Origin of the sequence: Ramlibacter humi (assembly GCF_004681975.1) — a bacterium.
In the GTDB taxonomy this organism is placed as follows: domain Bacteria; phylum Pseudomonadota; class Gammaproteobacteria; order Burkholderiales; family Burkholderiaceae_C; genus Ramlibacter; species Ramlibacter humi.
The window spans coordinates 1-25,948 of the sequence record NZ_SMLK01000012.1; the positions used below are offsets into that span (position 1 = coordinate 1).

At 68.7% G+C, this 25,948-nt stretch carries 26 protein-coding genes; 14 read left to right on the forward strand and 12 right to left on the reverse strand.

The genetic code is table 11. The annotated features are described in order from the left end of the window. Positions 1-98: 98 nt before the first annotated feature. The 3 genes from EZ216_RS20500 to ruvC form a co-directional block, all read right to left on the reverse strand. Positions 99-548: a hypothetical protein gene (locus EZ216_RS20500; RefSeq protein WP_135251665.1), complete on the reverse strand. Its 450-nt coding sequence runs from the start codon at positions 546-548 to the stop codon at positions 99-101. Positions 549-619: 71 nt separating this feature from the next. Further along, complete coding sequence (locus EZ216_RS20505) at positions 620-970, reverse strand: hypothetical protein (protein ID WP_135251666.1); 351 nt, start codon at positions 968-970, stop codon at positions 620-622. A 448-nt stretch (positions 971-1,418) separates the two neighbouring features. Then, positions 1,419-1,967, reverse strand: coding sequence for a crossover junction endodeoxyribonuclease RuvC (gene ruvC / locus EZ216_RS20510; RefSeq protein ID WP_135251667.1), 549 nt, complete (start codon positions 1,965-1,967; stop codon positions 1,419-1,421). A 136-nt stretch (positions 1,968-2,103) separates the two neighbouring features. On the opposite strand from ruvC, the gene EZ216_RS20515 reads away from it, so the two are divergent. From EZ216_RS20515 to EZ216_RS20540, 6 genes are read left to right on the forward strand one after another with little or no spacing between them, the layout of a single operon-like run. Continuing rightward, positions 2,104-3,132 (forward strand): thiamine pyrophosphate-dependent dehydrogenase E1 component subunit alpha, encoded by a 1,029-nt coding sequence (locus EZ216_RS20515; RefSeq protein WP_239024466.1) that lies wholly within the window; start codon positions 2,104-2,106, stop codon positions 3,130-3,132. Further along, the gene (locus tag EZ216_RS20520) at positions 3,123-4,100 is read left to right on the forward strand and encodes an alpha-ketoacid dehydrogenase subunit beta (protein ID WP_135251668.1); all 978 of its coding nucleotides are present in this window, start codon (positions 3,123-3,125) and stop codon (positions 4,098-4,100) included. The genes EZ216_RS20515 and EZ216_RS20520 overlap by 10 nt, the downstream gene beginning before the upstream one ends. Next, the gene (locus tag EZ216_RS20525) at positions 4,097-4,579 is read left to right on the forward strand and encodes a TRAP transporter small permease (RefSeq protein WP_135251669.1); all 483 of its coding nucleotides are present in this window, start codon (positions 4,097-4,099) and stop codon (positions 4,577-4,579) included. The genes EZ216_RS20520 and EZ216_RS20525 overlap by 4 nt, the downstream gene beginning before the upstream one ends. Continuing rightward, positions 4,576-5,874 carry a TRAP transporter large permease gene (locus tag EZ216_RS20530; protein WP_135251670.1) on the forward strand — a complete coding sequence of 433 codons (1,299 nt, stop codon included), beginning with the start codon at positions 4,576-4,578 and terminating at the stop codon, positions 5,872-5,874. Before EZ216_RS20525 ends, EZ216_RS20530 begins: the two co-directional genes overlap by 4 nt. A 29-nt stretch (positions 5,875-5,903) precedes the next feature. Continuing rightward, positions 5,904-6,932, forward strand: coding sequence for a TRAP transporter substrate-binding protein DctP (dctP, locus tag EZ216_RS20535; protein WP_135251671.1), 1,029 nt, complete (start codon positions 5,904-5,906; stop codon positions 6,930-6,932). Positions 6,933-6,944: 12 nt separating this feature from the next. Continuing rightward, on the forward strand, positions 6,945-7,388 hold the full coding sequence (locus EZ216_RS20540) for a MarR family winged helix-turn-helix transcriptional regulator (RefSeq protein ID WP_135251672.1): 444 nt from the start codon (positions 6,945-6,947) through the stop codon (positions 7,386-7,388). On the opposite strand, the gene EZ216_RS20545 is transcribed toward EZ216_RS20540, so the two are convergent. After that, entirely contained in the window at positions 7,385-8,158 is a 774-nt protein-coding gene (locus EZ216_RS20545; protein WP_135251673.1) for a cupin domain-containing protein, read from the reverse strand. The two genes, EZ216_RS20540 and EZ216_RS20545, sit on opposite strands and share 4 nt — an antisense overlap. A gap of 168 nt (positions 8,159-8,326) precedes the next feature. Here EZ216_RS20545 and EZ216_RS20550 point away from each other — a divergent pair, with 168 nt between their 5' ends. Continuing rightward, complete coding sequence (locus tag EZ216_RS20550) at positions 8,327-8,662, forward strand: BON domain-containing protein (RefSeq protein ID WP_135251674.1); 336 nt, start codon at positions 8,327-8,329, stop codon at positions 8,660-8,662. 111 nt (positions 8,663-8,773) lie between these two features. Here EZ216_RS20550 and EZ216_RS20555 read toward each other — a convergent pair whose 3' ends face one another. Both EZ216_RS20555 and EZ216_RS20560 read right to left on the reverse strand, forming a co-directional pair. Beyond that, positions 8,774-9,763 (reverse strand): phosphatidate cytidylyltransferase, encoded by a 990-nt coding sequence (locus EZ216_RS20555; RefSeq protein WP_135251710.1) that lies wholly within the window; start codon positions 9,761-9,763, stop codon positions 8,774-8,776. A gap of 5 nt (positions 9,764-9,768) precedes the next feature. Beyond that, positions 9,769-10,380 carry a lysophospholipid acyltransferase family protein gene (locus EZ216_RS20560; protein WP_135251675.1) on the reverse strand — a complete coding sequence of 204 codons (612 nt, stop codon included), beginning with the start codon at positions 10,378-10,380 and terminating at the stop codon, positions 9,769-9,771. A 108-nt stretch (positions 10,381-10,488) separates the two neighbouring features. Here EZ216_RS20560 and EZ216_RS20565 point away from each other — a divergent pair, with 108 nt between their 5' ends. Next, positions 10,489-11,304 (forward strand): CAP domain-containing protein, encoded by an 816-nt coding sequence (locus EZ216_RS20565; protein ID WP_167773007.1) that lies wholly within the window; start codon positions 10,489-10,491, stop codon positions 11,302-11,304. Here EZ216_RS20565 and EZ216_RS20570 read toward each other — a convergent pair. From EZ216_RS20570 to EZ216_RS20590, 5 genes are read right to left on the reverse strand one after another with little or no spacing between them, the layout of a single operon-like run. Beyond that, positions 11,301-12,071: a transglycosylase domain-containing protein gene (locus EZ216_RS20570; protein WP_135251677.1), complete on the reverse strand. Its 771-nt coding sequence runs from the start codon at positions 12,069-12,071 to the stop codon at positions 11,301-11,303. The genes EZ216_RS20565 and EZ216_RS20570 overlap by 4 nt on opposite strands. 2 nt (positions 12,072-12,073) lie before the next feature. Then, on the reverse strand, positions 12,074-12,913 hold the full coding sequence (gene aroE / locus EZ216_RS20575; RefSeq protein WP_135251678.1) for a shikimate dehydrogenase: 840 nt from the start codon (positions 12,911-12,913) through the stop codon (positions 12,074-12,076). Continuing rightward, positions 12,910-13,758, reverse strand: coding sequence for an energy transducer TonB (locus EZ216_RS20580; protein ID WP_135251711.1), 849 nt, complete (start codon positions 13,756-13,758; stop codon positions 12,910-12,912). The genes aroE and EZ216_RS20580 overlap by 4 nt, the downstream gene beginning before the upstream one ends. Positions 13,759-13,760: 2 nt before the next feature. Next, positions 13,761-15,818 carry a ribonuclease catalytic domain-containing protein gene (locus tag EZ216_RS20585; RefSeq protein WP_135251679.1) on the reverse strand — a complete coding sequence of 686 codons (2,058 nt, stop codon included), beginning with the start codon at positions 15,816-15,818 and terminating at the stop codon, positions 13,761-13,763. 13 nt (positions 15,819-15,831) lie between these two features. Further along, positions 15,832-16,428, reverse strand: coding sequence for a YqiA/YcfP family alpha/beta fold hydrolase (locus tag EZ216_RS20590; RefSeq protein ID WP_135251680.1), 597 nt, complete (start codon positions 16,426-16,428; stop codon positions 15,832-15,834). 34 nt (positions 16,429-16,462) lie between these two features. Here EZ216_RS20590 and rodA point away from each other — a divergent pair, with 34 nt between their 5' ends. The 6 genes from rodA (at position 16,463) to EZ216_RS20620 (ending at position 24,564) form a co-directional block, all read left to right on the forward strand. Continuing rightward, positions 16,463-17,617, forward strand: coding sequence for a rod shape-determining protein RodA (gene rodA / locus EZ216_RS20595; protein ID WP_135251681.1), 1,155 nt, complete (start codon positions 16,463-16,465; stop codon positions 17,615-17,617). Further along, positions 17,614-18,501, forward strand: a complete 888-nt coding sequence (locus tag EZ216_RS20600) for an NAD(P)-dependent oxidoreductase (protein WP_239024467.1) — start codon at positions 17,614-17,616, stop codon at positions 18,499-18,501. Before rodA ends, EZ216_RS20600 begins: the two co-directional genes overlap by 4 nt. Next, positions 18,498-20,582 (forward strand): protein kinase domain-containing protein, encoded by a 2,085-nt coding sequence (locus EZ216_RS20605; RefSeq protein WP_135251682.1) that lies wholly within the window; start codon positions 18,498-18,500, stop codon positions 20,580-20,582. The genes EZ216_RS20600 and EZ216_RS20605 overlap by 4 nt, the downstream gene beginning before the upstream one ends. A gap of 44 nt (positions 20,583-20,626) precedes the next feature. Then, entirely contained in the window at positions 20,627-22,087 is a 1,461-nt protein-coding gene (gene tldD / locus EZ216_RS20610; RefSeq protein ID WP_135251683.1) for a metalloprotease TldD, read from the forward strand. A gap of 208 nt (positions 22,088-22,295) precedes the next feature. Then, on the forward strand, positions 22,296-23,423 hold the full coding sequence (locus EZ216_RS20615) for a 3-deoxy-7-phosphoheptulonate synthase (protein WP_135251684.1): 1,128 nt from the start codon (positions 22,296-22,298) through the stop codon (positions 23,421-23,423). A 124-nt stretch (positions 23,424-23,547) separates the two neighbouring features. Further along, the gene (locus tag EZ216_RS20620; RefSeq protein ID WP_135251685.1) at positions 23,548-24,564 is read left to right on the forward strand and encodes a hypothetical protein; all 1,017 of its coding nucleotides are present in this window, start codon (positions 23,548-23,550) and stop codon (positions 24,562-24,564) included. 10 nt (positions 24,565-24,574) lie between these two features. Here EZ216_RS20620 and mpl read toward each other — a convergent pair whose 3' ends face one another. Then, positions 24,575-25,948 (reverse strand): UDP-N-acetylmuramate:L-alanyl-gamma-D-glutamyl-meso-diaminopimelate ligase, encoded by a 1,374-nt coding sequence (mpl, locus tag EZ216_RS20625; RefSeq protein WP_135251686.1) that lies wholly within the window; start codon positions 25,946-25,948, stop codon positions 24,575-24,577.

Genomic DNA, 25,948 nt, shown 5'->3' on the forward strand with positions numbered 1-25,948 from the left:
TTGGCTGGCCCGTTTCTCTTTGCCATTGACCACTCTCTCCGTTAGGTAAGAGTGTCAACGAAAACGAGGCAAGCTCCGCGTCCATGTCGAACAACCTGTTAGAGCGCGGCGCCTTGAAGAATGCGAGACGCATACACGCTTACCAAACTTGCTGTGAATGTGGCAATTCCGAGACCAAACGTTCCAAGCATGCCCCAGAAGAACCGCCAAGTTGCTTTGCCAAGAAGATTCGCAGTATTCGACAACTCTGCGATTGCTTGCGGCGTTGCAGACTCCTGTCGGCTTCGCACAACCTGGGCCGTTGCTCGGAAGTCGATAACACGCGAAATGACCATGCCTACAGCGAGCACGACGGAGACGAGGAGAAGGACAAGAGACGCGATGTAGAGGATTGCGTAGCAGCCCTGTGGGGTGAATGTGGGCTCACGAAGGTAAGAAAGGACATATGCAAGCGCGCCGACGGAAAAGCCCGCGAACAGGTTGACTGTAAAGGAAAGTTGGGTGATTGCCTGGCCTTGCCAGCGAACAAAGCGATCGTCGAGTTCCATGAGCGTCTCCCTGCGCTCTAACGTAAAGGTGACCGGCCCCTTGCCGCAACGTGTCCGAGTCGGCCGACCTGTTAGACGTCACCGGCCGCAACCCTCCGCCGTGCGTCGTTCCTCTCGGACGACTGGCGCTCGATCTGCACCACCAAGTCTTGGATCTTTCGCATCCACTCCGAACCGATCTGCTGCTTCTTCTGGAACGTGCGGGCAAACTCCTTCCCAGTCTTGAACGGAATGACCAGAGCCTCGCTTTCCATGCCATCAAGAGCGAGCCGAATTTCGAACGACTCATCCTTCTGCATCACTGACACCGCAGGGAAGCCGGCGAAGACGAAGTTGTTCACGTGCAGGTCGTGGAGCAATGCCGCCGCCACGGCGCCAACCACCTCGTTAGTGGCGAACCCATGCTGTGCGTAGTAGGTCACTTATGTCTCCTCGATGTTTGTGTGACGTCTAACGTAATTTGGAGCGCGTTTCGGAACCTGCAAACCCGCACGTGCCGAATAAACTCGCCGTTACGGCGAGCGCAAGTGTCTGATCTGGCACGGCTTCTTAGCTCCCCGCGGTCATTTAGGTGCGACTATACGCAGACCGAAATGCCATGCAAGCAAACCACTCACAAGCAGGCACTTAGTGCCTTGCGTTCTCTCGCTACCGTCACTTGGTCGGCCAAGACTTGCCACGAAGGGCGCACTTGCATCGTCTGCGCGGGATGCCGAGGTGCTGAGTCGCCACGATGCAGGCCCGGGCTGGGGGAGGTCTCTTGCACGAAAGATCAGGGGGAATGACCGAGCGGCGGTAAGCCGCGATCAGGAGGACATTCGTGCAAGAGACCTCCCCCAGCCCGGGCCGGCCAGTTCGCGCGAACTTGAATCAGTACGCCCGACCAGCGCGATAAGCGCCCGTGGTCTTCTTCGTAGTAGCCGTGGCACCGGCGATGCGCGAAATCGACGCCCCCACATGCGCATGCGTGATCGCCAAGCCCAACGCATCCGCCGCGTCCTTGCCCGGCACGCCCGGCAATTTCAGCAGCCGCTTCACCATCTCCTGCACTTCCGCCTTACCCGCCCGGCCATAGCCCGCCACCGCCTGCTTCATCTGCAGCGCGGTGTATTCCGCGACGGGCAGCGCGCAAGCCACCAGCGCGGTGACGCAGGCGCCGCGCGCCTGGCCCAGCAGCAGCGTGGCCTGCGGGTTGACGTTGACGAAGACGATCTCCACCGAAGCCGCGTCGGGCTGGTAGCGGTCGCGCACCTCGGTGATGCCGTCGAACAGCACCTTCAGCCGCGCGGGCAGGTCGCCGCGCTCGATGTGGCCCGTGGTGATGGTGCCGCTGGCGACGTACTGCAGCGCGTGGCCGTCCACGTCGACCACGCCGAAGCCGGTGGTCTGCAAGCCGGGATCGATGCCGAGGATGCGCATGGGTGCCCCGAGTCTAGCCGCGCGAATGCGGCCAGGCCTGTGGCTTTCCTGGCGGTCGCCGCGACCGGGGAAAACCCTTTCGGGCGCGATTCGCAGCGGCAGATACGATCCGGCGAGACCCACGCAGCTTCACCGGATGCCCACCAGCCCCGCGATGCCCGAGCCGCCCGTCCTGCGCGGCCTCCTGCGAACCATGCTGCGCATCCGCGCGTTCGAAGACGCCGCCGAAGAAGCCAGTCAGGGCGGCGTCAGCGCCTACGGCCAGTCCTCCGACGGCAAGGCGCGCGTGCGGGGGCCGCTGCACCTGTCCACCGGGCAGGAAGCCGTCGCCGCCGGCGTGTGCGCCCACCTGCGGCGCGATGACTACCTCACCTCCACGCACCGCGGCCACGGCCACACGCTGGCCAAGGGCGCCGATCCCGCGCGCATGATGGCCGAGCTGTTCGGCAAGGCCACGGGCTGCAACGGCGGCCGCGGCGGCTCCATGCACATCGCCGATTTCTCGGTGGGCATGCTGGGCGCCAACGGCGTGGTGGCGGCGGGCCTGCCCATCGCGGTGGGCGCGGCGCACGCGCAGAAGCTGGCCGGCGGCGACGCCATCACCTGCTGCTTCTTCGGCGATGGCGCCATCAACCGCGGCCCTTTCCTCGAAGCGCTGAACTGGGCCCGCATCCATTCGCTGCCGGTGCTGTTCGTCTGCGAAGACAACCGCTGGAGCGCCACCACCGCGACGGCGCCGATGACGGCGGGCGAGGGCGCTTCGGCGCGTGCGCGGTCGCTCGACGTGCCCGCGACGCCGGTGGACGGCAACGACGTGGCCGCCGTGTGGCGCGCCGCGGGCGAGCTCGTGGCGCAGATTCGCGCCGGCTCGGGCCCGCGCCTGCTGCACGCGACGACGTACCGATTGAAGGGCCACGTGTCGGTCGATCCGGCGAAGTACCGCGACCCGGCGGAAGTGGAAGCCGCGCTGCGCGACGATCCGCTGGTGCATGCCATCGCCACGTATCGCGCCGCGGGCGGCAGCGAACAGGACGTGCGCACGCTGGAAACCGAAGCCCGCGACGAAATCTTCGCCGCGGTGAAAGCGGCCGGCGATGCGCCCTGGCCCGATGCGGCCGCCGCCTTCACCGAAGTGCAGACCACGGGAGCCGGCACATGGTTCTGAGCGCCGACCTCGGCTGCGCGCAAGCCGCCGCGCTGGCCGTGCAGCATGCGATGGAAGCCGACTCTCGCGTGGTGGTGCTGGGCGAGGACGTGGGCCGCGGCGGCATCTTCGGCCAGTACGCGGGGTTGCAGCAGCGCTTCGGCGCTGCACGCGTGATCGACACGCCGATCTCCGAAGCCACCATCCTGGGCGCCGGCGTGGGCATGGCACTGGCTGGTATGCGCCCGGTGGTCGAGATGCGCGTGGTGGACTTCGCGCTCTGCGCCATGGACGAAGTGGTCAACCAGGCTGCCAAAAACCGCTTCATGTTCGGCGGCCAGGGCCGCGTGCCGGTGGTGATGCGCATGCCCATCGGCATCTGGGATTCTTCCGCCGCGCAGCACTCGCAATCGCTGGAAGCGTGGTTCGCGCACGTGCCCGGCCTGGTGGTGTGTTGTCCGTCGACGCCGCAGGACGCCTATGGGCTGCTGCGCACTGCCATCGATGCCGAAGACCCGGTGGTGTTCATGGAACACAAGACGCTGTGGGGCGTGCAGGGTCCGGTTGACCCGTCGCAAGCGTCGCCGCTGGGCAAGGCCCGCACGGTGCGCGCCGGTGGTGATCTCACCCTGGTCAGCTGGAGCCGGCAGGTGCACCTGTGCGAGCAGGCTTGCGAAACGCTCGCCGCGCAAGGCGTGCAGGTGGATCTCATCGACCTTCGCACGCTGTGGCCGTGGGACCGCGAAGCGGTGCTGGCCTCTTGCGCACGCACGGGCCGGTTGCTCGTCGTGCACGAGGCGGTGCAGGTCGCGGGATTCGGCGCGGAGATCGCCGCCACCGCGGCCGAGCACACCGGCTGCCGCGTGCGGCGCCTCGGCGCGCCGCGCATCCCGGTGGGTTACGCGCCGGTGCTGGAAGCGCAATCGCGCATAGCGCCGCCGGTCATCGTCGATGCCGCCATCGCGCTGGTGCGAGGCGGTCGCACATGAAGCCGCAACGCCCGCCCTGGGAGGAGCGCATCGCCGTCTTCGGCCTCGCGCTGCTGCTGGTGATCACGCTCGCCAACGTGGTGACGCGCTACTTCACCGACGAATCGTTCGCCTGGACCGAGGAGATCTCGGTGTTCCTGATGGTCGTGGTGACGCTCGCGGGCGCCGCGGCGGTGGGGCGGGGCGACCGCCACATCCGCATCGAGTTCTTCGCCAACCGCCGCACGCCGGAAGGCGGGGAAGTGCCGCGCCGCGGCCTGAAGCTGCTGGGCACGGCCGCCACCACGTTCACCTTCCTGCTGCTGGCCGTGCTGTTCGGCCGCTGGGTCGCCGACCAGCTGAAGTACGCCGAGACGTCGATGGGCCTGGGCGTGCCGCTGTGGTGGTACGGCATCTTCATCCCGCCGCTGTGCGTGGCCATCGCCGCGCGCGCCGCGATGGAGTTCCGCAAGGCGTGGCGAGGGGAGGGCGCGCAGTGATCGCCACCCTGCTGCTCGTCTCCTTCGTCACGCTGCTGCTGCTGGGCGTGCCCATCGCGGTGGGGCTGGTGCTCAGCGCCGCGCTGTGCATCGTCGCCGCGAACCTCGACACGCAGTACTTCGGCCTGATGGCCGCGCCGCAGAACTTCTATTCCGCCGTCGCCAAGTACCCGCTGCTGGCGCTGCCGATGTTCGTGCTGGTGGGCTCCATCTTCGACCGTTCCGGCGTGGCGCAGCGCATGGTCACGTTCGCCATCGCGTGCGTGGGCCGCGGTCCCGGCATGCTGCCGACGGTGGCCATCATCGTGGCGATGGTGCTGGGCGGCATCAGCGGCTCGGGGCCGGCCAACGCCGCGGCCGTGGGCGGCGTGATGATCGCGGCGATGGCCAAGGCCGGTTACCCGGCGCCGTTCTCCGCCACCGTCGTCGGCGCCGCGGCGGCCACCGACATCCTCATCCCGCCTTCCATCGCGTTCGTGGTCTACAGCGTGCTGGTACCGGGCGCGTCGGTGCCGGCGTTGTTCGCCGCCGGCATGATCCCCGGCGTGCTGGCCGGTGTGGCGCTCATCGCGCCGGCGATCTGGTTGTCACGCAAGCACGGCTTCGGCCAGGAGGAAGCGAAACTGCCCCGGCCGCCGTTCTGGCGCTCGCTGCGCGAAGCGGCCTGGGGCCTGGCCGCGCCGGTGCTGATCCTGGGCGGCATGCGCGTGGGCTGGTTCACGCCGACCGAAGCGGCGGCCGTCGCCGTGGGTTACGGCCTGTTCGTCGGCATGGCCATCCACCGCACCATCGGCTGGCGCGATCTATACGGCATCTTCCGCGAGGCGGCCGAAATCTCCGCCGTCATCATGCTGATCCTGGCCGGCGCGGGCGTGTTCGCGTACGCCATCAACACACTGGGCGTGGCCGACCCGCTGGCCGTGTGGGTGAAAGCCGCCGGCATGGGCAGCAGCGGCACGCTGGCGCTGGTGCTGGTGGCCCTGCTGGTGCTGTCGATGTTCATCGACGGCGTATCGATCTTCCTGGTCTTCGTGCCGCTGCTGTACCCCATCGCCCAGGCCTTCCAGTGGAACCTGGTGTGGTTCGGCGTGCTGCTCACGCTGGTGGTGGCGAAGGCGCAGTTCACGCCGCCGCTGGCGGTGAACCTGATGGTCAGCTGCCGCATGGCCGGCGTGCCGATCGAAAGCACCGTGCCGTGGGTGCTCTGGTTCATCGTCAGTTTCCTCGTCATGATCGCGGCCGTGTTCTTCTACCCCGAGCTGGCGCTTTGGCTGCCGCGCCAGCTGGGTTATTGATCCCGCAGCCGACGACAGGAGACACCGCCATGCAACGTCGCCAACTCCTTCCGCTTGCCGCCGGCGCCGCCGCGGCCGTCGCGCTGCCCCGCTTCGCGTGGGCGCAGGGCGCCTACAAGGCCGAGTACAAGATGAGCACGGTCGTGCCGCCGGCTTTCGCCTGGGGCAAGGGCGGCGAGATCTTCGCCAACCTCGTGCGCGAGCGAACCAGTGGCCGCATCAACATCAAGCAGTACCCCGGCGCCTCGCTGGTGCAGGGCCAGCAGGACCGCGAGTTCTCCGCCATGCGCCAGGGCGTGATCGACGTGCTTTGCGGCGCGCCCATCAACTGGAGCGGCACGGTGCGCGAGCTGTCGGCGTTCACGCTGCCTTTCCTGCTGCCCGACCACAAGGCGTACGACGCGGTGATCGGCAACACCGCGCTGATGAACGAGTACTTCGACATGGTGCGCAAGGCCGGCGCCGAGCCGCTGGCCGTGGGCGAGACCGGCTACCGCCAGATCAGCAACAGCAAGCGGCCGATCCTCAAGCCCGACGACCTGAAGGGCATCAAGGTGCGCGTGGTCGGCAGCCCGATGTATGGCGAGATCATGAGCAGCATGGGCGCCAACCCCACTTTCATGAGCTGGGCCGATGCGCAGCCCGCGCTGGCTTCGGGCGCGGTGGACGCGCAGGAGAATCCGCTGGAAGTGTTCCTGGCCGCGAAGATCAACACGCTGGGCCAGAAGTACGTTACCAAGTGGAACTACTCCAACGACATCCTGCTGTACGCCATCGCCGCGCCGGTGTGGTCCAGCTGGACGCCGGCCGACCAGAAGATCGTGCGCGAGGCGGCACAGGACGCGGCCAGGCAGCAGATCACGCTGGTGCGCAAGCTGTTCGCCGAAGACGTGCAGGCCGTCAGCGCGCTGGGCGTGAACGTGCACCAGCCCACGCCGGCCGAGATGCAGGAGTGGCAGGTCGCCACCCGCCGCACCTACGCGCGCTGGAAGGCGCAGATCCAGCCCACCTTCATCGGCAAGGTGGAAGAAGTGGTCGCCAAGACCCGCAAGGCTTGACGCGCGAGAACCATGGCTGAATCCCTGCCCGTCGACAGCTCGCTGTTCTTCAAGCTGGTGCGGGTGGTGAACCTCACCGCCCGCCCGTTCCACGACACCGTGGGCAAGGCCAACCACCTCACGCTCAACGAATGGCGGGCGATGGTGGTGCTGGCCTCGCACCCGGGCGTGGCGGCGGCCGACATCGCGGAATCCACCGGCCTGGACAAGATGGCCGTCAGCCGCGCCATCGCCGGCCTGGACAAGACGGGCCGGCTGGTGAAGAAGGAAGACCCGGGCGACCAGCGCCGCAGCCGGCTCTACCTGTCGGCGGAAGGGCAGCGCCTGTTCACGAAGGTGGGGCGCACCGCGAAAAAGCGCGAGGCCGAGTTGTTCAACGGCATCTCCGCCGAAGAGCTGGAAAGGTTCGGCGCCACCGCGGACAAGCTGGTGGCCGCCGTGCGCGGCTTGCGCTAGAAGCCGAACAGGTTGCCCTGGCTGGCTTCGCGGCCTTCGGCCCAGCCCAGGAGCAGCGCGCCGTAGGGCGAGCGGAAGTGCACGCGCGCGCCGGGTTCGCACACGATGAAGCAGTCGCCGTGCGCTTCTTCGCCGTTGACCGACAACAGGCCGCCGCGCACCCAGAACTCGGTGACGTCGCCGGCCTGGAAGTGGAAGTCCACGCCGGGTTTCATCGTCAGCTGGACCATGCGCCGGTCGGTGCCCGTGCCGGCGTAGTCGAAGATCAGCTGGCGCCGCACGCCGCGCACCAGCGTGTCTTCGTGCCGCATCTGGTCCACCGGCACGTTGACCTCGGGCGGCACGTCCGGCTTTTCGTTGAGCACGGATGCGTGGTGTGAACCGGCATGCACGCCGCTGAACTCGCTTTCGTGCGGGTAGGTGACGGGCGCTTCCAGGCGCGACACCAGCACCGTGTGCCGGTACGCGATGGCGTCGTGCGTCGAACCCTTGAGGTTGATGCCCGTCTCGTGGATGGCGATGGCGCCGTGGTAGTCGGTCAGTCCGCCGTCGATGACGAAGCTGGTGGCCACGCCCTGGTGCTGGTGCAGGCCGCTGCGCGTGCCGGCTTCGAACCGCACCTGGCCCAGGAACAGGCCGCGCGCGTTGTCGTGCCGCACGGGCTTGAGCCACAGGCCGCGGTCGTCCGTGGGTTGCCAGGCGCACTGCGCCATGTCGAACACCAGCACGCGGGCTTCGGAAGCGGCGGGTGGGGTGTAGAGGGCTTGCATGCAGGGCCTCCCCGATTGGTAACGCTGGTTACCAGCCTAACAGCGGCCTCCTGGCTGAACAACGCGGGTTCCACCCGATGGCCGCGGTCCTGTTGGGCGTCGTCCTACAAGGACAGGAGCCATGGCGCGGCACAGTGGCGTCGGCACCACGTACCGAAGGAGAACACGATGAACCACAACCCGACGAAAGCCCTCCTCACCGCCGGCATGCTGGCCCTCGCCCTGGCAGGCTGCGCCAGCGGCCTGGGATCCGGCGACACCACGACCGGCACGCGTACCGCCGGCCAGGCCATCGACGACGTGACCATCGGCACCAAGCTGAAGGCCGCCATCGTGGCCGACAAGGAGCTGAGCGCGCTGAAGATCAACGTGGACACCACCCAGGGCAACGTGCGCCTGAAGGGCGAAGTGAAGAACCTGGCCCAGTGGCGCCGCGCGGCGGAGCTGGCGCGCAACATCGAAGGCGTGAAGTCGGTCGACAACCAGCTGGTGATCACGGGCTGATCGCCAATGACGCGCGCTGCGCGCGCATGACATCGCCTGCGGCTCGATGACGAATGACCTCATTGCCATTTGTCATTGAGCTGCGCAGCAGCGAAGTCATCTCGTCATCGCTTAAACCCCGAAGTACCACCGCACCGAGTGGAAGAAGATCGGCGCGCCGAAGCAGAGCGCGTCCACCCGGTCGAGCAGGCCGTTGGCGCCGGTGACCGAAGCGCGGTGTCCCCACGCGGGCACGCCGCGATCGCGCTTGAGCGCCTTCATCACCAGGTGGCCCAGTGAACCCGCGGCGCAGGCGATGAACGCCATGGCCAGCGCCTGTCCGGCCTTGAACGGCGTGATGAACGACAGCAGCCCGCCCAGCAGGCTGCCCACCACCATGCCCAGCGCCCAGGTGGACCAGCTGAAGCTCTTGCTCACCTCGGGCAGGCTGGGCGGCTTGCGCAGCCGCCGCGTCAGCAGGTGCTGCACCAGCATGCAGGTCTGCACCACGAACACCAGGAAGAAGACCAGGAACGCGCCCTTGCCCACGTAGCCGGGCTGGCGGAAGTCCAGCAGCAGCAGCGCCGGCACGTGGCTCATGCCGTAGACGCACACCATGATGCCCCACTGCAGCTTGGCGTTGCGCTCCAGGAAGCCCTTGGTGTCGCCGCCCAGCGCGCTGGCCAGCGGAATGGCCAGGAACACGTACACCGGGATGAACACGGTGAACAGGTCGAAGTGCCGGGTGGCCGCCAGCCAGAACTGCACGGGCAGCACGACGAAGAACGCCAGCACCAGGCTGCGGTGGTCGGCGCGGCGCGTGGGCGACAGCGTGATGAACTCGCGCAGCGCGAAGAAGGCGATCAGCGCGAACAGCACCGTCGCCATCGTGTTGCCCATCGCCCAGCCGATCCAGAACACGATGACCATGAACCACGACGTGGACAGCAGCTGGCGGAAGTCCTTCAGCTCGGCCTGGCGCGCCTCGTCTTCGGCGTCGTGCGTGCCGCGGAAGGTGAGCAGGAAGGCGGCCACGCTCACCAGCACCAGGATGCCGAACACCGCGATGAACAGCAGGCCCACCTGTTCGGTGGCGGACAGGCCGCGCAGGAACTCGTTCAGCGATCTCATACGTCGCGCAGCGCGATGACGGCCTGGCGGGCGCGGGCCAGGAAGTCGTGGCGGTCCTCGCCGGGCTGCAGCTCGACGGGCTTGCCGAAGGTGACCGAGCACAGGATGGGCACCGGTACCACCTCGCCCTTGGGCATGACGCGCTGCACGTTGGCGATCCACGCCGGCACCAGCACCACGCCCGGGAAGCGCAGCGCCAAGTTGTAGAGGCCGGCCTTGAAGGGCTGCGGCTCCTCGGCGAAGCCCCGCGTGCCTTCGGGGAAGATGATGATGGAGTCGCCGCTCTCGAGCGCCTGCACCAGCGGTTCCAGCGGGTCCTGCTCGGCGGTGTGCGCGCGGTCCACGTACACGGCGTTGAACACCTCGGTGGTGATCCAGCGCTTCAATTTCGACGCGGTCCAGTAGTCCTTCGCCGCGATGGGGCGCGTGATGCTGCGCAGCTCCTGCGGCAGCGCCGCCCAGATCATCACCAGGTCGGCGTGGCTCTGGTGGTTGGCGAAGTAGATGCGCTGTTCGGCCTTGGGCGGGCAGCCGTACCAGCGGGCCTGCGCGCCGGTCAGCAGCCGGACGAGGCCGAGGAGGAAGAGGCTCATCGCCTTGGCAAGCATGGGGCGCGATGATACGGGCACGGTCGGGCAGCGGCCCCCGCGATTGCACGGGTTGCGGCACGGTCCGACAGGGCGCCGCCGCCCGGCCGCTATGCTGGACCGATGCGCATGGCGTCCTGGGTTGGGGTGATGGCGGCAGCGGTCGTGGCCTGCGGCCCTGCCGCGGCGCAGGACGACGACCTGGTCGCGGCCGTCGCGCAAGCCCGGCGGCAGTGCGGCGCGGCCGGTCCGCTGCAGCCCAACGCGCAGCTGAACGACGCGGCGCGGCGGTTGTCGCAAGGCGCGCCGCTGCAGCAGGCGCTGCAGGCCGCGGGGTACCGCGCCAAGCGCAGCTACCAGTGGAATTTCGGCGGCTACCGGTCCGCGCAGGCGGTGGGCCGGGCGTTGGGCGCGCAATGCCGCGCCTTGGCGGAAGCGGACCTGCGCGAAGTCGGCGTGATGCGCAGCGGCACTTCGTACTGGATCGTCGCGGCGGTGCCCTTCGATCCGCCGCCCACCGCGTCGGCGGGCAGCGTCGCGGAGCAAGTGCTGGCGCTGGTGAATCAGGCGAGGGCGCAGCCGCGGCGTTGCGGCAGCGAATCGTTCGGCGCGGCCGGGCCGCTGTCGCTGAACGCGCAGCTCACGCAGGCCGCGCAGGCCCATGCGGAGTCCATGGCCCGCTACAGCTACCTGGAGCACCAGGGCCGCGACGGCAGTTCGCCGGCCGGCCGCATCGGCCGCACCGGCTACGCATGGCGCAGCATCGGCGAGAACATCGCTTCGGGGCAGACGACGCCGGAGCAGGTGGTGCGCGACTGGGTGCGCAGCCCCGAGCATTGCGCCAACATCATGGCGCCCGGGTTCAAGGAAATGGGCGTCGCTTATGCGGTCAACAAGACCAGCGAAGGCGGCATCTACTGGGCCCAGACCTTCGGCAAGCGCTAGGGAAGTTCGGCGCTGCGCATGCGCCCGACGATCAGCTGCGCACGGCTGGCCAGGTAACCCGACTGCGATCGCGTCTCGAAGTACTTGGGACGCGGCAGCATGACGGCCAGGCGCGCAGCTTCATATGCACTGAGTTGCGACGCCGGTTTGTGCCAGTAATGCTGTGCGGCCGCTTCGGCGCCGAAGACGCCGTCGCCCCACTCGACGCTGTTCAGGTAGATCTCCAGGATGCGGCGCTTGGACAGCGTCGCCTCCAGCGTCATCGTCAGCACGAACTCCTGCCCCTTGCGCAGCAGCGTGCGCTCGCCGGACAGCAGCAGGTTCTTGGCCAGCTGCTGCGTGATCGTGGAACCGCCGACCACCTTGGGCGCCGGCGCGGGGCGCAGCTGCGAGGTGGCACTGGGACGGTTGGCGCGGCGCGCGGCCTGCTCCTCGGCCTTGGCGTTCTTCTCCCAGGCTTTTTCCAGCGCTTCCCAGTCCACGCCTTCGTGGTTGACGAAGCCGTCGTCCTCGGAAGCGATCACCGCGCGCTTCAGGTTGTCGGAGATGCGCTCGTATGGCACCCATTGCTGGCGCCAGCGCAGCTTGCCTGTCCTGAGCGGCGTCGAAGGGTCTTTTTCGGTGGCGATGCGCCACGCTTCGGAACGCTGGAACGTCGTGGACTGCGGATCGATGACTGCCGCCGCCGCGATGCGAAGAACGAAGAACAGCTCGAGCAGGATGCCGGCCACCACGACCAGCAGCGCCGCGCGCAGCAGGCCTTTCATGCTCAGCCCGCGGCGACCAGCGCCCGCAACTCTGCCAGCACGGGCGTGGCGTCGGGCCGCACGCCGCGCCAGACGTGGAAGGCTTCGGCGGCCTGTTCCACCAGCATGCCCAGGCCGTCGCGGCCGGTGCCGCCGTTCTCGCGCGCCCAGTCGAGGAAGGCCTGCGCGGCGGCGCCGTACATCATGTCGCAGGCCAGCGCGCCGGGCTTGAGCACCGAGCCCGCCACCGGCACGCCGCCGCCGGCGATGCTGCTGGCGGTGGCGTTCACCACGACGTCGAAGGCGCCGCGCACTTCAGCGAGGCCGCATGCCAGCAGCTCGGTACCGGTTTCGCGCGCGAGCGCCGCGTGCTTGTCGACCAGGACCTGGGCCTTGTCCAGCGTGCGGTTGGCAACCACCACGCGCGCGGGCCGCGCGTCGAGCAGCGGACCCAGCACGCCGGAAGCGCCCCCGCCGGCGCCGACCAGCAGCAAGTGGCGGCCGGCAAGCTGGACGCCCGCCTGTACCTGGATGTCGCGCACCAGGCCGGCGCCATCGGTGTTGTCGCCGAACACCTGGGTGCCGTCGAAGCGCAGGGTGTTCACCGCGCCGGCCAGTTGCGCTCGCTCGCTCAGCTTGTCGGCGAACGTCGCCGCTTCGAACTTGAAAGGCAGAGTGACGTTGCAGCCGCGGCCGCCGCCATCGCGGAAAGCGCGCACCGTGGCCGCGAACCCGTCCAGCGGCGCGGGCAGCTTGCCGTATTCCACGGGCTGGCCCGTCATGCGCGCGAACCGCGCATGGATCCAGGGCGAGCGGCTGTGGTCGACCGGATTGCCGACCACGCAGTAGCGGTCGGGCGTCATCGGGCGGTGAGCCTGGTTTCCAGCGTCTCGTCGCGCGTGAACTTGAAGCGCGAGACCACCACGATCTGGTCGGCGCGCTTGCGCATCGCGTCGCTGAAGCGGCCGAACGGGCCGGACGCCTTGGCGATGCTTTGCGCGCGGCGGTCCAGCGTGAGGTTGCCGGAGCTTTCGACGATCTCGGTGTCGAGCACGCGGCCGTCGTGGTTGACGGTGACGATCATGGTCAGCTCGCCGTACAGCTTGTGGCCGGCCTGCTCGGGGAAGTTGGTGGTGCCACGCTCCTCGATGCGGCGGCGCAGCGTGTCGTAGTAGACGGCATACACCTCCTCGCGGGTGGCGGGGCTGATGTAGCGCTTCTTCGGCCGCGCGTTCTCTTCGTTGATGCGGCGCTCGATCTCGGCCAGCAGCTGCACCAACTGGCGGCGCTTTTCCTCGCGCGCCTGCGCCTCCGGCGTGTTGTTCGGCTGCTTCGGGTCGGGCGGCGGCATGGCCGCCAGCGCGCTCCTGACCTGCGACAGCATGAGCATCTGCTGCTCCTGCATCGCGTCGATCTTGCGGTGCGCGTCCTCGGCCGCGTCGCCGATCTCGGTGAGCGCGGACGGCGGCAGGGGCGAGGTGGCGCGGCCCATGGCCGCTTCGCCGCCGCCGGCCAGCGAGGCCTGGGCGATGGCCTGGGCCTTCTCCGGCTTTTCCTGGCTGCGTGCGTTGACCAGCACCACTTCCAGCGGCGTGTCCTGGAACACGCGGTTGAAGCCTTCGGGGTCGACGAGACGGACCGTCAGCAGCGTGGCGTGGACCGCCACGGAGACGCCCAGCGCGATCTGCAGGGTGCTGAATTGCTTCAGGTTCACGAGGGCAGATTATCCCCTGCATTGTCGGGTTCGCCCCCTTCGGCGACGTCCACGGCAATGGCGATGGGGCCCGCCACGGGCTCTTCGTCCTCGCCGGTGTCGTCTGCATCCGACACCGCGGCCGGCGCGGCATCCAGGCGCTCGACGACGGTGCCCGCCAGGTCCAGCGAGATGTCGTCGATGGCGCCCAGCTTCACCCGCACCCGCGATCCGCGCGGCAGGTTCTCCGAACCCAGCGCCGCCAGCACCAGCGGCAGGTCGTCGGCGCGCACCAGGCCTTCGCGGAAGACCGTGCCCTCCAGCGTTTCCAGCCCGTGCTGGCGCACGTAGCGCAGCGTCCAGAACCGTTCCATGCCGGCCTGGTACGCGTTGTAGGCCGTGTACGCCGCGTCGAAGCTGGAGATGATGGAGAAGAGGTCGGCGTCCTTGGGCTTGAACGGCGCGGCCAGTGCCGCGGTGCGCCCATGGCGTGCGGCGGCCACGATCTGCCACTGATTCACCAGGTCGGTGTAGCGGCGCAGCGGCGACGTGCTCCACGCGTAGCACTTCACCCCGATGCCTGCGTGCGGCGCCGCCTTGGTGCCCATTCGCACTTTCACGCCGGGCGCCAGGCTGGCCTGGCTGCGGTAGATGCCCGGCACGCCCAGTTCCGCCAGCCACTGGCCCCAGGTGCTGTTGGCCAGGATCATGGCCTCGGCCACGATCAGGTCCAGCGGCGCGCCGCGGCGGCGCACGGTGATCTCCACCGTCTCCGAGCCATCGGGCTCGCTGCCGTCGTGATCCGCCAGCCGGAAGTTGTAGTCCGGCCGGTTGAATGTTTCGGGCTTGCCTCGCACCACTTCGCGCTGCGCCTTCAGCTGCTTGGCCAGCCGCCACAGGAAGGACATCGGCTCACGCAGCGCCGCGGCGGGTGCCGGCACTTCGCCTTCGGAAGGCAGGCCTTCCAGCCAGTGTTCGGTCACGTGCTGGTCCAGCTGGTCGTGCCGCAGGTTGGCGGTGATCGGCACGCGTTCCAGCTTCGTTTCCGACGACTGCACGGCCAGCGTGGCTTCGTCGAACACGACGTACAGCGACACCGCGGGGCAATCGCGGCCTTCCTGCAGCGTGTAGGCCTGCACCACCTCGTCGGGCAGCATGGTGATCTTGTGGCCCGGCATGTACACCGTCGACAGCCGCTGGCGCGCCACCTGGTCGATGGGCGTGCCCGGCTGCAGCGCCAGGCCCGGCGCGGCGATGTGGATGCCGACCGTCACCGTGCCGGTGCCCAGGCCCTGCACGGAGAGTGCGTCGTCGATCTCGGTGGTGGCCGAGTCGTCGATGGAGAACGCCTGCACCGCGGCGACGGGCAGTTCCTGCGTGATGGCCGGCGCCGCCAGCGGCGGGAAGCCCGTGCCCTTCGGGAAGTGGTCGAACAGGAACCGCTTCCAGTGGAACTGGTAGGCCGAGTCGATGGCGCCGGCCTTCTGCAGCAGCGCCAGCGGCGCGGTCTGCGTGGCGCGCGAGGCTTCGACCACCGCCTTGTATTCGGGCGCGTTCTTGTCCGGCTTGAAGAGGATGCGGTACAGCTGCTCGCGGATCGGCGCCGGGCAGGTGCCCGCGGCCAGTTCGGCCGCCCAGGCCGCGATCTGCTGCTGCACCAGCTTCTTCTTTTCGATGGCGGCCAGCGCCTGCTGCACGATCTCGGCCGGCGCCTTGCGGAAGCGGCCCCTGCCGGCGCGGCGGAAGTAGTGCGGCGCCTCGTGCAGGCGGAACAGGGCCGCGGCCTGCTGTTCCAGCGTGGCGTTGGCGCTGAAGTAGTCGCGCGCCAGGTCGGCGAAGCCGAACTCCTCCTCCGGCGCGAATTCCCAGGCGAGCTGCAGCTCGATGTCCTGCGCCAGCGCCTGCGCCTGCGCGACCAGCTGCGCGGGCTGGGGCTTTTCGAACTTCAGCAGGACGTTGGCGGCCTTGACCTTGACGCGCTTGCCGCTGTCCAGCTCGACCTGGGCCGACGATTCGGCCTCGGAGAGCACGCGGCCGGCCTGGAACTTCCCGGCCTCTTCGAACAATGCGTACATCGCGGCGATTGTCTCAGAGGCCCAAAAAGGCGAGCACCTCGCCGATGTGCCGGTCGAAGTCCGACAGCGCATGGTCGCCGCCTTCCAGCAGCTTGATGCGCGACCCCGGGTAGCGGCCCGTCATCTCGCGCCAATCCAGCACTTCGTCGCCCTTGGCGATGACGGCGAAAAGCTTCGACGGGTCGGGAGGGGCGCCGCGCTCCAGCGCCTTCAGTTCGTCGACGAAACGCGGCTCGAAGAAGAAGTGCTCGGCCGGGTCGTGCCAGGCGGTCTGTTCGCCGATGTGCCGCGCCAGGTCGCGCGCCGCGTTGACGGCGGGGTTGAGCAGCACCGCGCGGCAGCCGGTGTCGCAGGCGACGGTGGTGGCGTAGAAGCCGCCGAGCGAGGAACCGATCACGCCCATGCGGCCGCGCGGCCACGCCGCGATACCGTTGGTCACCATTGCCATGGCCTCGCGCGGTGAAGGCGGCAGCTGCGGGCACCACCAGGTCACGTCCGGGTGATCGCGGGCCACCCGCTCGGCGACCTGCCGCGCCTTGGCCGATTTCGGCGACGAACGGAAGCCGTGCAAGTACAGCAAATGCGTCACGGAAGGCGGGTTCTGGAGCATGGCGGGATGATGCCAGCGGAGATAATCCGGCCCCATGTCCGCCGTCTTCGAGAAGCCGCCCCTGTGGCAGCGCGCCGCGCCCATGATCCAGGGCTTCGACGGGCCCCTGGCCTTCGCGGTGTTCCTGCTCGCGTGCGCCGGCCTGCTCACGATGTATTCGTCGGGCTACGATTTCGGCAACCGCTTCCTGGACCACGGCCGCAACATGCTGATCGCCGGCACCATCATGTTCGTGGTGGCGCAGATCCCGCCGCAGCGGCTCATGAGCTTCGCCGTGCCGCTGTACACCGTCGGCGTCGCGCTGCTGGTGGCGGTGGCCGTGTTCGGCATCACCAAGAAGGGCGCCAAGCGCTGGATCAACGTGGGCCTGGTCATCCAGCCCAGCGAGATCATGAAGATCGCCATGCCGCTGATGCTGGCCTGGTGGTTCCAGAAGCGCGAAGGCCAGCTGCGGCCGCTGGACTACGTGATGGCGGCCCTGATCCTGGTGGCGCCGGTGGGCCTGATCATGAAGCAGCCCGACCTGGGCACGTCGCTGCTGGTGATGGCCGCGGGGGTGTCGGTGATCTTCTTCGCCGGCCTGTCGTGGAGGCTGATCGTGCCGCCGGTGGTCATCGGCCTGGTGGCGCTGGTGCTGATCGTCGTCTTCGAGAACCAGCTGTGCGCCGACGGCTTCCGCTGGCCCATCCTGCACGACTACCAGCAGCAGCGCATCTGCACGCTGCTGGACCCCAGCAAGGACCCGCTAGGCAAGGGCTTCCACATCATCCAGGGGATGATCGCCATCGGCTCGGGCGGCCCGCTGGGCAAGGGCTTCATGCAGGGCACGCAGACGCACCTGGAGTTCATCCCCGAGCGCACCACCGACTTCATCTTCGCGGCGTTCTCCGAGGAATTCGGCCTGGCCGGCAACCTGTGCCTGATCGCCGGCTTCGTCTTCCTGATCCTGCGCGGGCTGGCCATCGCGCTGGAAGCCTCGACGCTGTTCTCGCGCCTGCTGGCCGGCGCGATCACCATGATCTTCTTCACCTATGCCTTCGTGAACATGGGCATGGTCAGCGGTATCCTGCCCGTGGTGGGTGTGCCCCTTCCCTTCATCAGCTACGGCGGCACCGCCATGGTGACGCTGGGGCTCGGGCTGGGGATCCTGATGTCCATCGCGAAGTCCAAGCGGCTCGTGCAGACGTGACCCTTCGACAGGCTCAGGCCGTCGGCATCGTCGGCACCGGGAACATGGGCGGCGGCATGGCCGGCCGCCTGCTGGGCCTGGGCTGGGCGGTGCGGGCTTGCGACCTGGTGAGCGAAAAAGTCGCTGCGCTGGTGGCCGCTGGCGCGACGGCTGCGGCGGATCCGGCGCAGGCGGCGGAAGGTGCTTCTGCGCTGATCGTCTGCGTGGTCGATGCGGACCAAGCCGAGGAAGTCCTGTTCGGTGCTCGCGGCGCGGCCGCGGCGCTCGCGCCTTCCACACCGGTGCTGCTCTGCCCGACCATCGCGCCCGCCGACACCCAGCGCCTGGCGCAGCGCTTGTCCGATCAAGGCCTGTTCCCCGTCGATGCGCCCATGTCCGGCGGCCCCGCGCGCGCCCGCGACGGGACGATAAGCCTGATGGTCGCCTGCGCCGACGAGGCCTGGGCCGCCTGCCACCCGCTGCTGCAGGCCTTGAGCGGCAAGGTGTTCCGCGTCGGCACGCGCTGCGGCGACGGCGCGAAGACCAAGCTGGTGAACAACCTGCTGGCCGGCATCAACCTGGCCGGCGCGGCCGAAGCGCTGGCGATGGCGCAGCGCCTGGGCCTTGACCTCTCGCGCACGCTGGACGTCATCGAACAGTCCAGCGGCCAGAGCTGGATCGGCAGCGACCGTCTGCGGCGCGCCATCGCCGGCGACTACGAGCCGCGCGCGCACGTCACGCTGCTGCAGAAAGACACGCGGCTGGCCGTGCAGGCCGCGGACGAAGCCGGCTTCGAAGGCCCGCTGGGTCCCATCGCCCGCGACCTGTTCGAGCGCGCCGCCCGCGAAGGGCTGGCGCACCTGGACGACGGTGCGCTGTTCAAGCTGCTGGCGGGCGCGGCATGACCACCATCCTGGTCGTCGAGGACGACGACGCCATCCGCAACAACATCACCCGGCTGCTGAAGCTGGAGGGCTACGACATCGTGACCGCCATCGACGGCACGCTGGGCCTGGAGCGCGCGCGCGAGGTGCGGCCGGACATCGTCATCTCCGACATCAGCATGCCGCAGATGGACGGCTTCGCGATGCTGGACGCGATCCGCGCCGACGACCAGCTGGCTGCCACGCCGGTGATGCTGCTCACCGCGCTGGACGACCGCGCCAGCATGCGGCGCGGCATGACGGCGGGCGCCGACGACTACCTGGCCAAGCCGTTCACGCGGGTGGAACTGCTGGAGGCGCTGCAGGGCCTCTTGAAGAAGAAGGGCCGCATCGACCATTCCATCGAGCAGGCCGTCAGCGCGCGCGAGGCACACCTGCGACGTGCGTTCACGGAGAGCATCGGCGGGCGCACGCTCACCGACAAGTTCGGCCTGGAGGCGCCTCAGGGCGTGGTCGCCGGCCAGGCGATGCAGGCGACAGTGCTGTTCGCCGACATCCGCAACTTCACCGCGCTGGCCGAGAAGCTCAATTCCACCGAAGTGGCCGAGCTGCTGACCGAGTACTTCGAGCGCTGCTGCGAACCCGTGCTGCGCCACCGCGGCGGCCACATCCAGTTCATCGGCGACGGGCTGATGGCTGTGTTTGCCGAATCCCGCGAAGGCATGTCGCTGCCCAACGCGCGCCGTGCCGTGTCGGCGGCGCTGGGCGTGGCGCTGGCCGCGCACGAATTCCGCACCTGGCTGGCCGACCGGTTCGCCGGGCGCGGGCTGCCGCCTTTCGCCATCGGCGTGGGATTGCACGAAGGCGAGGTCACGTTGTGCCGTGTGGGCACGGCGGACGCGCGCGAAACCGGAGCCATCGGCGAGCCGGTCAACGTGGCGGCGCGGCTGGAATCGGCCAGCAAGGAGCTGGGCTGGACCGTGGTCGCCAGCACCGAAGTCATCCGGTCGGCCGGCGCCGGCGTGCAGACCGGCGGCGTGACCTCGCTGCAGGTGCGCGGGCAGGGCGGCTATGTGGAAGTGGCCGAGGTGCTGGGCCTGGAAGCCGAGCAGGCCGGCATGGTCTGGGGCATGGCCACGCTGGCCGCGCGCGCGCAGGACGTGCGCGCCGCGGTGCAGGTCAATTCGGAGATCACTGCACGGGCGGTGAAGGGCGCGCTGCAGTCCAAGCTGTCGGCGCTGAAGGCGCACCAGTTCGCGCCGGGCGAGGAACCGCTGCGCCTGCGCGGCTACCGGCTCACCCGCAAGATCGGCGTGGGCGGCATGACCGAGGTGTACCTGGCCGAGCGCGAGCCCGACGGCCTGCCGGTCGTGCTGAAGGTGCTGGACGCCAGCGGCAAGAAGGCTTCCGAGCACCTGTCGCGCTTCATCCAGGAATACGCGCTGCTGTCGCGCATCGAGCACCCGAACGTCGTGCGCATCTACGCCCAGGGCTTCACCGACGATCACGCGTACATCGCGATGGAGTACTTCCCGGGCGGCGACCTGCGGTCCGAGCTCGGCGCGGGCATGGCGCAGCAGCGCGTGCTGGAGGTGCTGGCACAGATCGCGCAAGCGCTCACCGCCATCCATGGGCTGGGCGTGATCCACCGCGACCTGAAGCCCGAGAACATCATGCGGCGCGCCGACGACACGGTCGCGCTGGCCGACTTCGGCATCGCCAAGTCGCTGCTGTCCGACAACCTGGCGCTGACGCAGACGGGGCATGGCGACGTGGTCGGCACGCCCTACTACCTGAGCCCGGAGCAGGCCTCGGCGAGCGAAAACATCACACCGGCATCCGACCTCTACAGCCTGGGCGTCATGATGTACGAGATGCTCACCGGCGAGCGGCCGTACAGGGCCCCCACGCTGAACGAGCTGCTGTCGAACCACTTGCGTGCGCCGCTGCCCCGGCTGCCGCAGCCGCACGAGAAGCTGCAGCCCATCCTGGACCGGCTCATGGCCAAGTCGCCCGACGACCGGTTCTCCAGCGCGCACGTGTTCCTGGCTGAGCTGGAGTTGCGGCAGCTGCTGTCCACCGTGCGCCGGCCTCTTCCGTAACCGCCCGGCCTACAGGGGCTGCGGCCCGCCCCTAGAATGCCTCGATGATCTCCCGCGAACCGACCCTGGAGCGCCTGGCCACCGCCCGGCAGTTGCTGCTCGAACCTTTCGGCCTCGACGAAACCCACCTCGCGAAAGCGCTGGCCGAGATCACGGCCCACCGCGTGGACGATGCCGACCTGTACTTCCAGTACACGCGCAGCGAAGGCTGGAGCCTGGAAGAAGGCATCGTGAAGACCGGCAGCTTCAGCATCGACCAGGGCGTGGGCGTGCGCGCCGTCAGCGGCGAGAAGACCGCCTTCGCCTACTCCGACGACATCTCCGAAGCTTCGCTGCTGGATGCGGCGCGCACCGTGCGCTCCATCTCGTCGGCCGCGAAGAACGGCCGCGCCAAGGTGCCGGCGAAGAAGGTGGCGTCCAGCCGCTCGCTGTACCCCGCGCTCGACCCCATCGCCACGCTGGACAGCACGTCCAAGGTCCAGCTGCTGGAGAAAGTGGAGAAGACCGCCCGCGCCAAGGACCCGCGCATCGTGCAGGTCATGGCCGGGCTGGCCAGCGAATGGGACGTGGTGATGGTCGCGCGCGCCGACGGCACCATCGCCGCCGACGTGCGGCCGCTGGTGCGCCTGTCGGTCACCGTCATCGCCGAGCAGAACGGCCGGCGTGAAGTGGGCTCCGGCGGCGGCGGCGGCCGTTTCGGCCTGGCGTACTTCGACGAGTCGCACATCAACGAATACGTGGACGACGCGGTGCAGGCCGCGCTGACCAACCTGGAGGCGCGCCCCGCGCCCGCCGGCGAATTCACCGTGGTGCTGGGCCCCGGCTGGCCTGGCATCCTGCTGCACGAAGCGGTGGGCCACGGCCTGGAAGGCGACTTCAACCGCAAGGGCAGCAGCGCGTTCTCCGGCCGCATCGGCCAGCGCGTGGCGGCCAAGGGCGTGACGGTGCTGGACGACGGCACCATCCAGGACCGCCGCGGCTCGCTGAACGTGGACGACGAGGGCAACCCCAGCCAGCGCAACGTGCTGATCGAGGACGGCATCCTGCGCGGCTACATCCAGGATTCGCTCAACGCGCGCCTGATGGGCGTGGCGCCCACCGGCAACGGCCGCCGCGAAAGCTACGCGCACATCCCGATGCCGCGCATGACCAACACCTACATGCTGGGCGGCGACAAGCCGGCCGAGGAAATCCTGCGCAGCGTGAAGAAGGGGCTGTTCGCCAGCAACTTCGGCGGCGGGCAGGTGGACATCACGTCCGGCAAGTTCGTGTTCTCCGCCAGCGAAGCCTGGTGGGTGGAAGACGGCCAGCTGAAGTACCCGGTCAAGGGCGCCACCATCGTGGGCAACGGGCCCGACGCGCTCACGCGCGTGAGCATGATCGGCAACGACATGAAGCTGGACACCGGCGTGGGCACCTGCGGCAAGGAAGGCCAGAGCGTGCCGGTGGGCGTGGGCCAGCCCACGCTGCGCATCGACGGCCTGACCGTCGGCGGCACCGCTTGAGGGGCCGCCGAACCCCTGTGTTAGAGTCCCGCCCCATGCGCAAGCAAGCCGTTTTCTTTTTTGGCTACTTCTGGTTCTCCGGCCCCGGCGGTCGAGAGTCCTGAGTGACGCTGCAAAAAAGAAAGCGCAAACAGACTCCAGAAACCGCCGGGCGACCCCCGGCGGTTTTTTTTCGTCCCTTCCCTTCCGCACCCTTCAGGAGCCCACGATGAATGCACAGCCCGCCAGCAACGCCAGCGAGCCCTGGTATGCGCGTCCCCTCGACAAGACCAGCGAGACCGACGACGAACGCATCAAGGACATCACCGTGCTGCCTCCCCCGGAACACCTGATCCGGTTCTTCCCCATCCGCGGCACGCAAGTGGAGAAGCTGATCACCGAGACCCGCCGCCGCATCCACGACATCATGGCCGGCGACGACGACCGGCTGCTGGTGGTCATCGGGCCGTGCTCCATCCACGATCCGCAGGCGGCGCTGGACTACGCGCGCAAGCTGAAGGAAGTGCGCACGAAGTTCGCCGGCACGCTGGAGATCGTGATGCGCGTGTACTTCGAGAAGCCGCGCACCACGGTGGGCTGGAAGGGCCTGATCAATGACCCGTACCTGGACGAAAGCTACCGCATCGACGAAGGCCTGCGCATCGCGCGCCAGCTGCTCATCGAGATCAACCGCCTGGGCCTACCGGCCGGCAGCGAGTTCCTGGACGTGATCTCGCCGCAGTACATCGGCGACCTGATCGCCTGGGGCGCCATCGGCGCGCGCACCACCGAAAGCCAGGTGCACCGCGAACTGGCCTCCGGCCTGTCGGCGCCCATCGGCTTCAAGAACGGCACCGACGGCAACATCCGCATCGCCACCGACGCCATCCAGGCGGCGGCGCGCGGGCACCACTTCCTGTCGGTGCACAAGAACGGGCAGGTGGCCATCGTGCAGACCAACGGCAACAAGGACTGCCACGTCATCCTGCGCGGCGGCAAGTCGCCCAACTACGACGCCGACAGCGTGGCCGCGGCCTGCCGCGACCTGGAAGCCGCCAAGCTGCCGCCCAAGCTGATGGTCGACTGCAGCCACGCCAACAGCAGCAAGCAGCACGAGAAGCAGCGCGACGTGGCGCGTGACATCGCCAGGCAAATAAGTGGTGGCTCACACAGTGTGTTCGGCGTGATGGTGGAAAGCCACCTGCAGCCCGGGGCGCAGAAGTTCACTCCGGGCAAGGACCAGATCTCGGACCTGGAATACGGAAAGAGCATCACGGACGCCTGCCTCGGCTGGTCCGAGTCCGTGGAGTTGCTCCAGGATCTGTCGCAGGCCGTCCAAAACCGGCGCGCGAAATAACGGAATCGCTCGGCTCTCTTTACATGAAGTAACATGTTTACTACATTGGTTGCTTACTTGACCAGCTCAGTACGGACGCGCCCGATCCTGCAGCGCGGTACGGAAGGGCTGGCGATGCAGTTCCATGTCCCTCGAACTTCCCATTCTGCGCATTGGGCTGGCCGGCTTCTCCCTGGAGCAGCAGGAACAGCTCGGCCAGATGCTGCCGGCGGCCTCGCCCAACGGCCTGACCTGGGAATTCGCCCGCTTCGGCGAATCCGACGCTGTATGGATCCACGGCAGCCGCTCCCAGGTGCTGGGCGACGGCATGCTCCGCGTCGCGTCGGGCATCCCATCCGGCCGCTCCGTCCAGATCAACCTGGCCGAAGTCGACCGGCCCGTCGCCTTCGCGCAGCCACTGCCGCGCCATCTTGAAGCCGAACTCACCTTCGACCTGGCCCGGCCCGAGTCGGTGGACGAGGTGGTGGAGCGGCTGGAGAACTGGCTCAAGCCCCTGGTGGCGCAGTTCTGCCTGGCGTCCGAGATCCTCGAACAGGAAAGCGCGCTCGGCGCCGGCGTGTACCACGTCAGCGGGGCCGGCGGCCTGGTGGCCGTGGTCGACTTGCGTGGCGAAGTGGGCGTGCTGCCTTCCGCTTCGCCGCTGGACATCGAGAACGCGATATGGACGCCGCGCCCGCGCGACGCGTCCGCCATTCCCAGCCACTTCGTGCGCTGCTCGCTGTCGAAACTCATGTGGCAGTACGCGGTGCGCACCACGCGCGACGTGCTGCCGCGCCGCTACCGCACCGACGTCCTGTACTTCCGCCGGCCGCCGCGCCTGCCGCAGCGCATGCTGCGCGATGCGCACCTGCTGCTGCTGCGCGAGCTGTCGGTGGAGCCCGGCAACTTCGCCGACCTGCAGCAGCGCACCGGCCTGGTCGGCGCGCAGCTGGCGCAGGCGCTGGCCGCGCTGTACCTGGTGGGCGCGATCACGTCGAACGCGAAGCGCGCTTCGCAATCCGGTTTCCGGCGTGAGACGGGACCCGAGTCGCTGCTGCAGCACAGCTCGCCCTCCGGGCTGCTCGGCCACGAGTCGTCGCCGCAGGGGCTGCGCCCGCGGCCGCAGGACATGACGGCGCCGGCGCCGCTGTCCCTCGAATAAATAAGCAACGCTAGCGCGCCAGCGCTTCCAGCAGGCGGCCGTGGATGCCGCCGAAGCCGCCGTTGCTCATGCACACGACGTGGTCGCCCGGCTTCGCCGCCGCGATGACCAGCGCGATGACGTCGTCGATGGTGTCGCCCACTTGCGCCCGCGCGCCCATGGGCACCAGTGCCTCACGCGCGTCCCAGCCCAGGCCGCCGCCATGGCAGATCGCCAGGTCGGCCTGCTCCAGGCTCCATGGCAGCTGCGACTTCATGGTGCCCAGCTTCATCGTGTTGCTGCGCGGCTCGAACACCGCGAGGATGCGGCCGCCCTGCGGCCCCAGCTTGCGGCGCAGGCCGTCCACCGTGGTGCGGATGGCGGTGGGGTGGTGCGCGAAATCGTCGTAGACGCGGATGCCGCGCACTTCGCCGCGCAATTCCATCCGCCGCTTGACGTTGCGGAACGAGCCCAGCGCGCGCGCCGCGTCGGCGGGTGAAACGCCGACGTGCTCCGCAGCTGCGATGGAGGCCAGTGCATTCAGCTGGTTGTGCGTGCCGGTCAGGTCCCATTCGACGCGGCCCACGCGCTGCCCGCGCAGCAGCACGTCGAACGCATGCGGCTCGCCTTCCGCGGTGAAGTCGCTCACTGCCGCGCCGAAGCTGCGCACCTCGCTCCAGCAACCCTGGTGCAGCACGCGCGCCAGGCTTTCCTCCAGGCCATTGACCACCACGCGGCCCGAGCCGGGCACGGTGCGCACGAGGTGGTGGAACTGCCGTTCGATGGCCGCGAGGTCGTCGAAGATGTCCGCGTGGTCGAACTCCAGGTTGTTCAGGATGGCCGTGCGCGGGCGGTAGTGGACGAACTTGCTGCGCTTGTCGAAGAACGCGGTGTCGTACTCGTCGGCTTCGATCACGAAGCCCCGCCCCGAGCCCGTGCGCGCGGAAACGCCGAAGTTCACCGGCACGCCACCGACGAGGAAGCCCGGGTCCTGCCCGGCCTGGTCCAGCACCCACGTGAGCATGGACGTGGTGGTGGTCTTGCCGTGCGTGCCCGCGACCGCCAGCACGTGCCGGCCCTGCAGCAGGTTTTCGGCCAGCCACTGCGGGCCGCTGGTGTAGCGGTCGCCTTTCTCCAGGATGGCTTCCATCAGCGGGTACTTGGGCGTGCCGTCGGGCAGGCGCGCGCGCGAGACCACGTTGCCGATCACCCAGACGTCGGGCGCGGTGGCGATCTGGTCGGCGGAAAAACCTTCGATGAGGTCGATGCCCAGGGCGCGCAGCTGGTCGCTCATCGGCGGGTACACGCCGGCGTCGCAGCCCGTGACCTTGTGCCCGGCTTCGCGGGCCAGGGCCGCGACACCGCCCATGAACGTGCCGCAGATGCCCAGGATGTGGATGTGCAT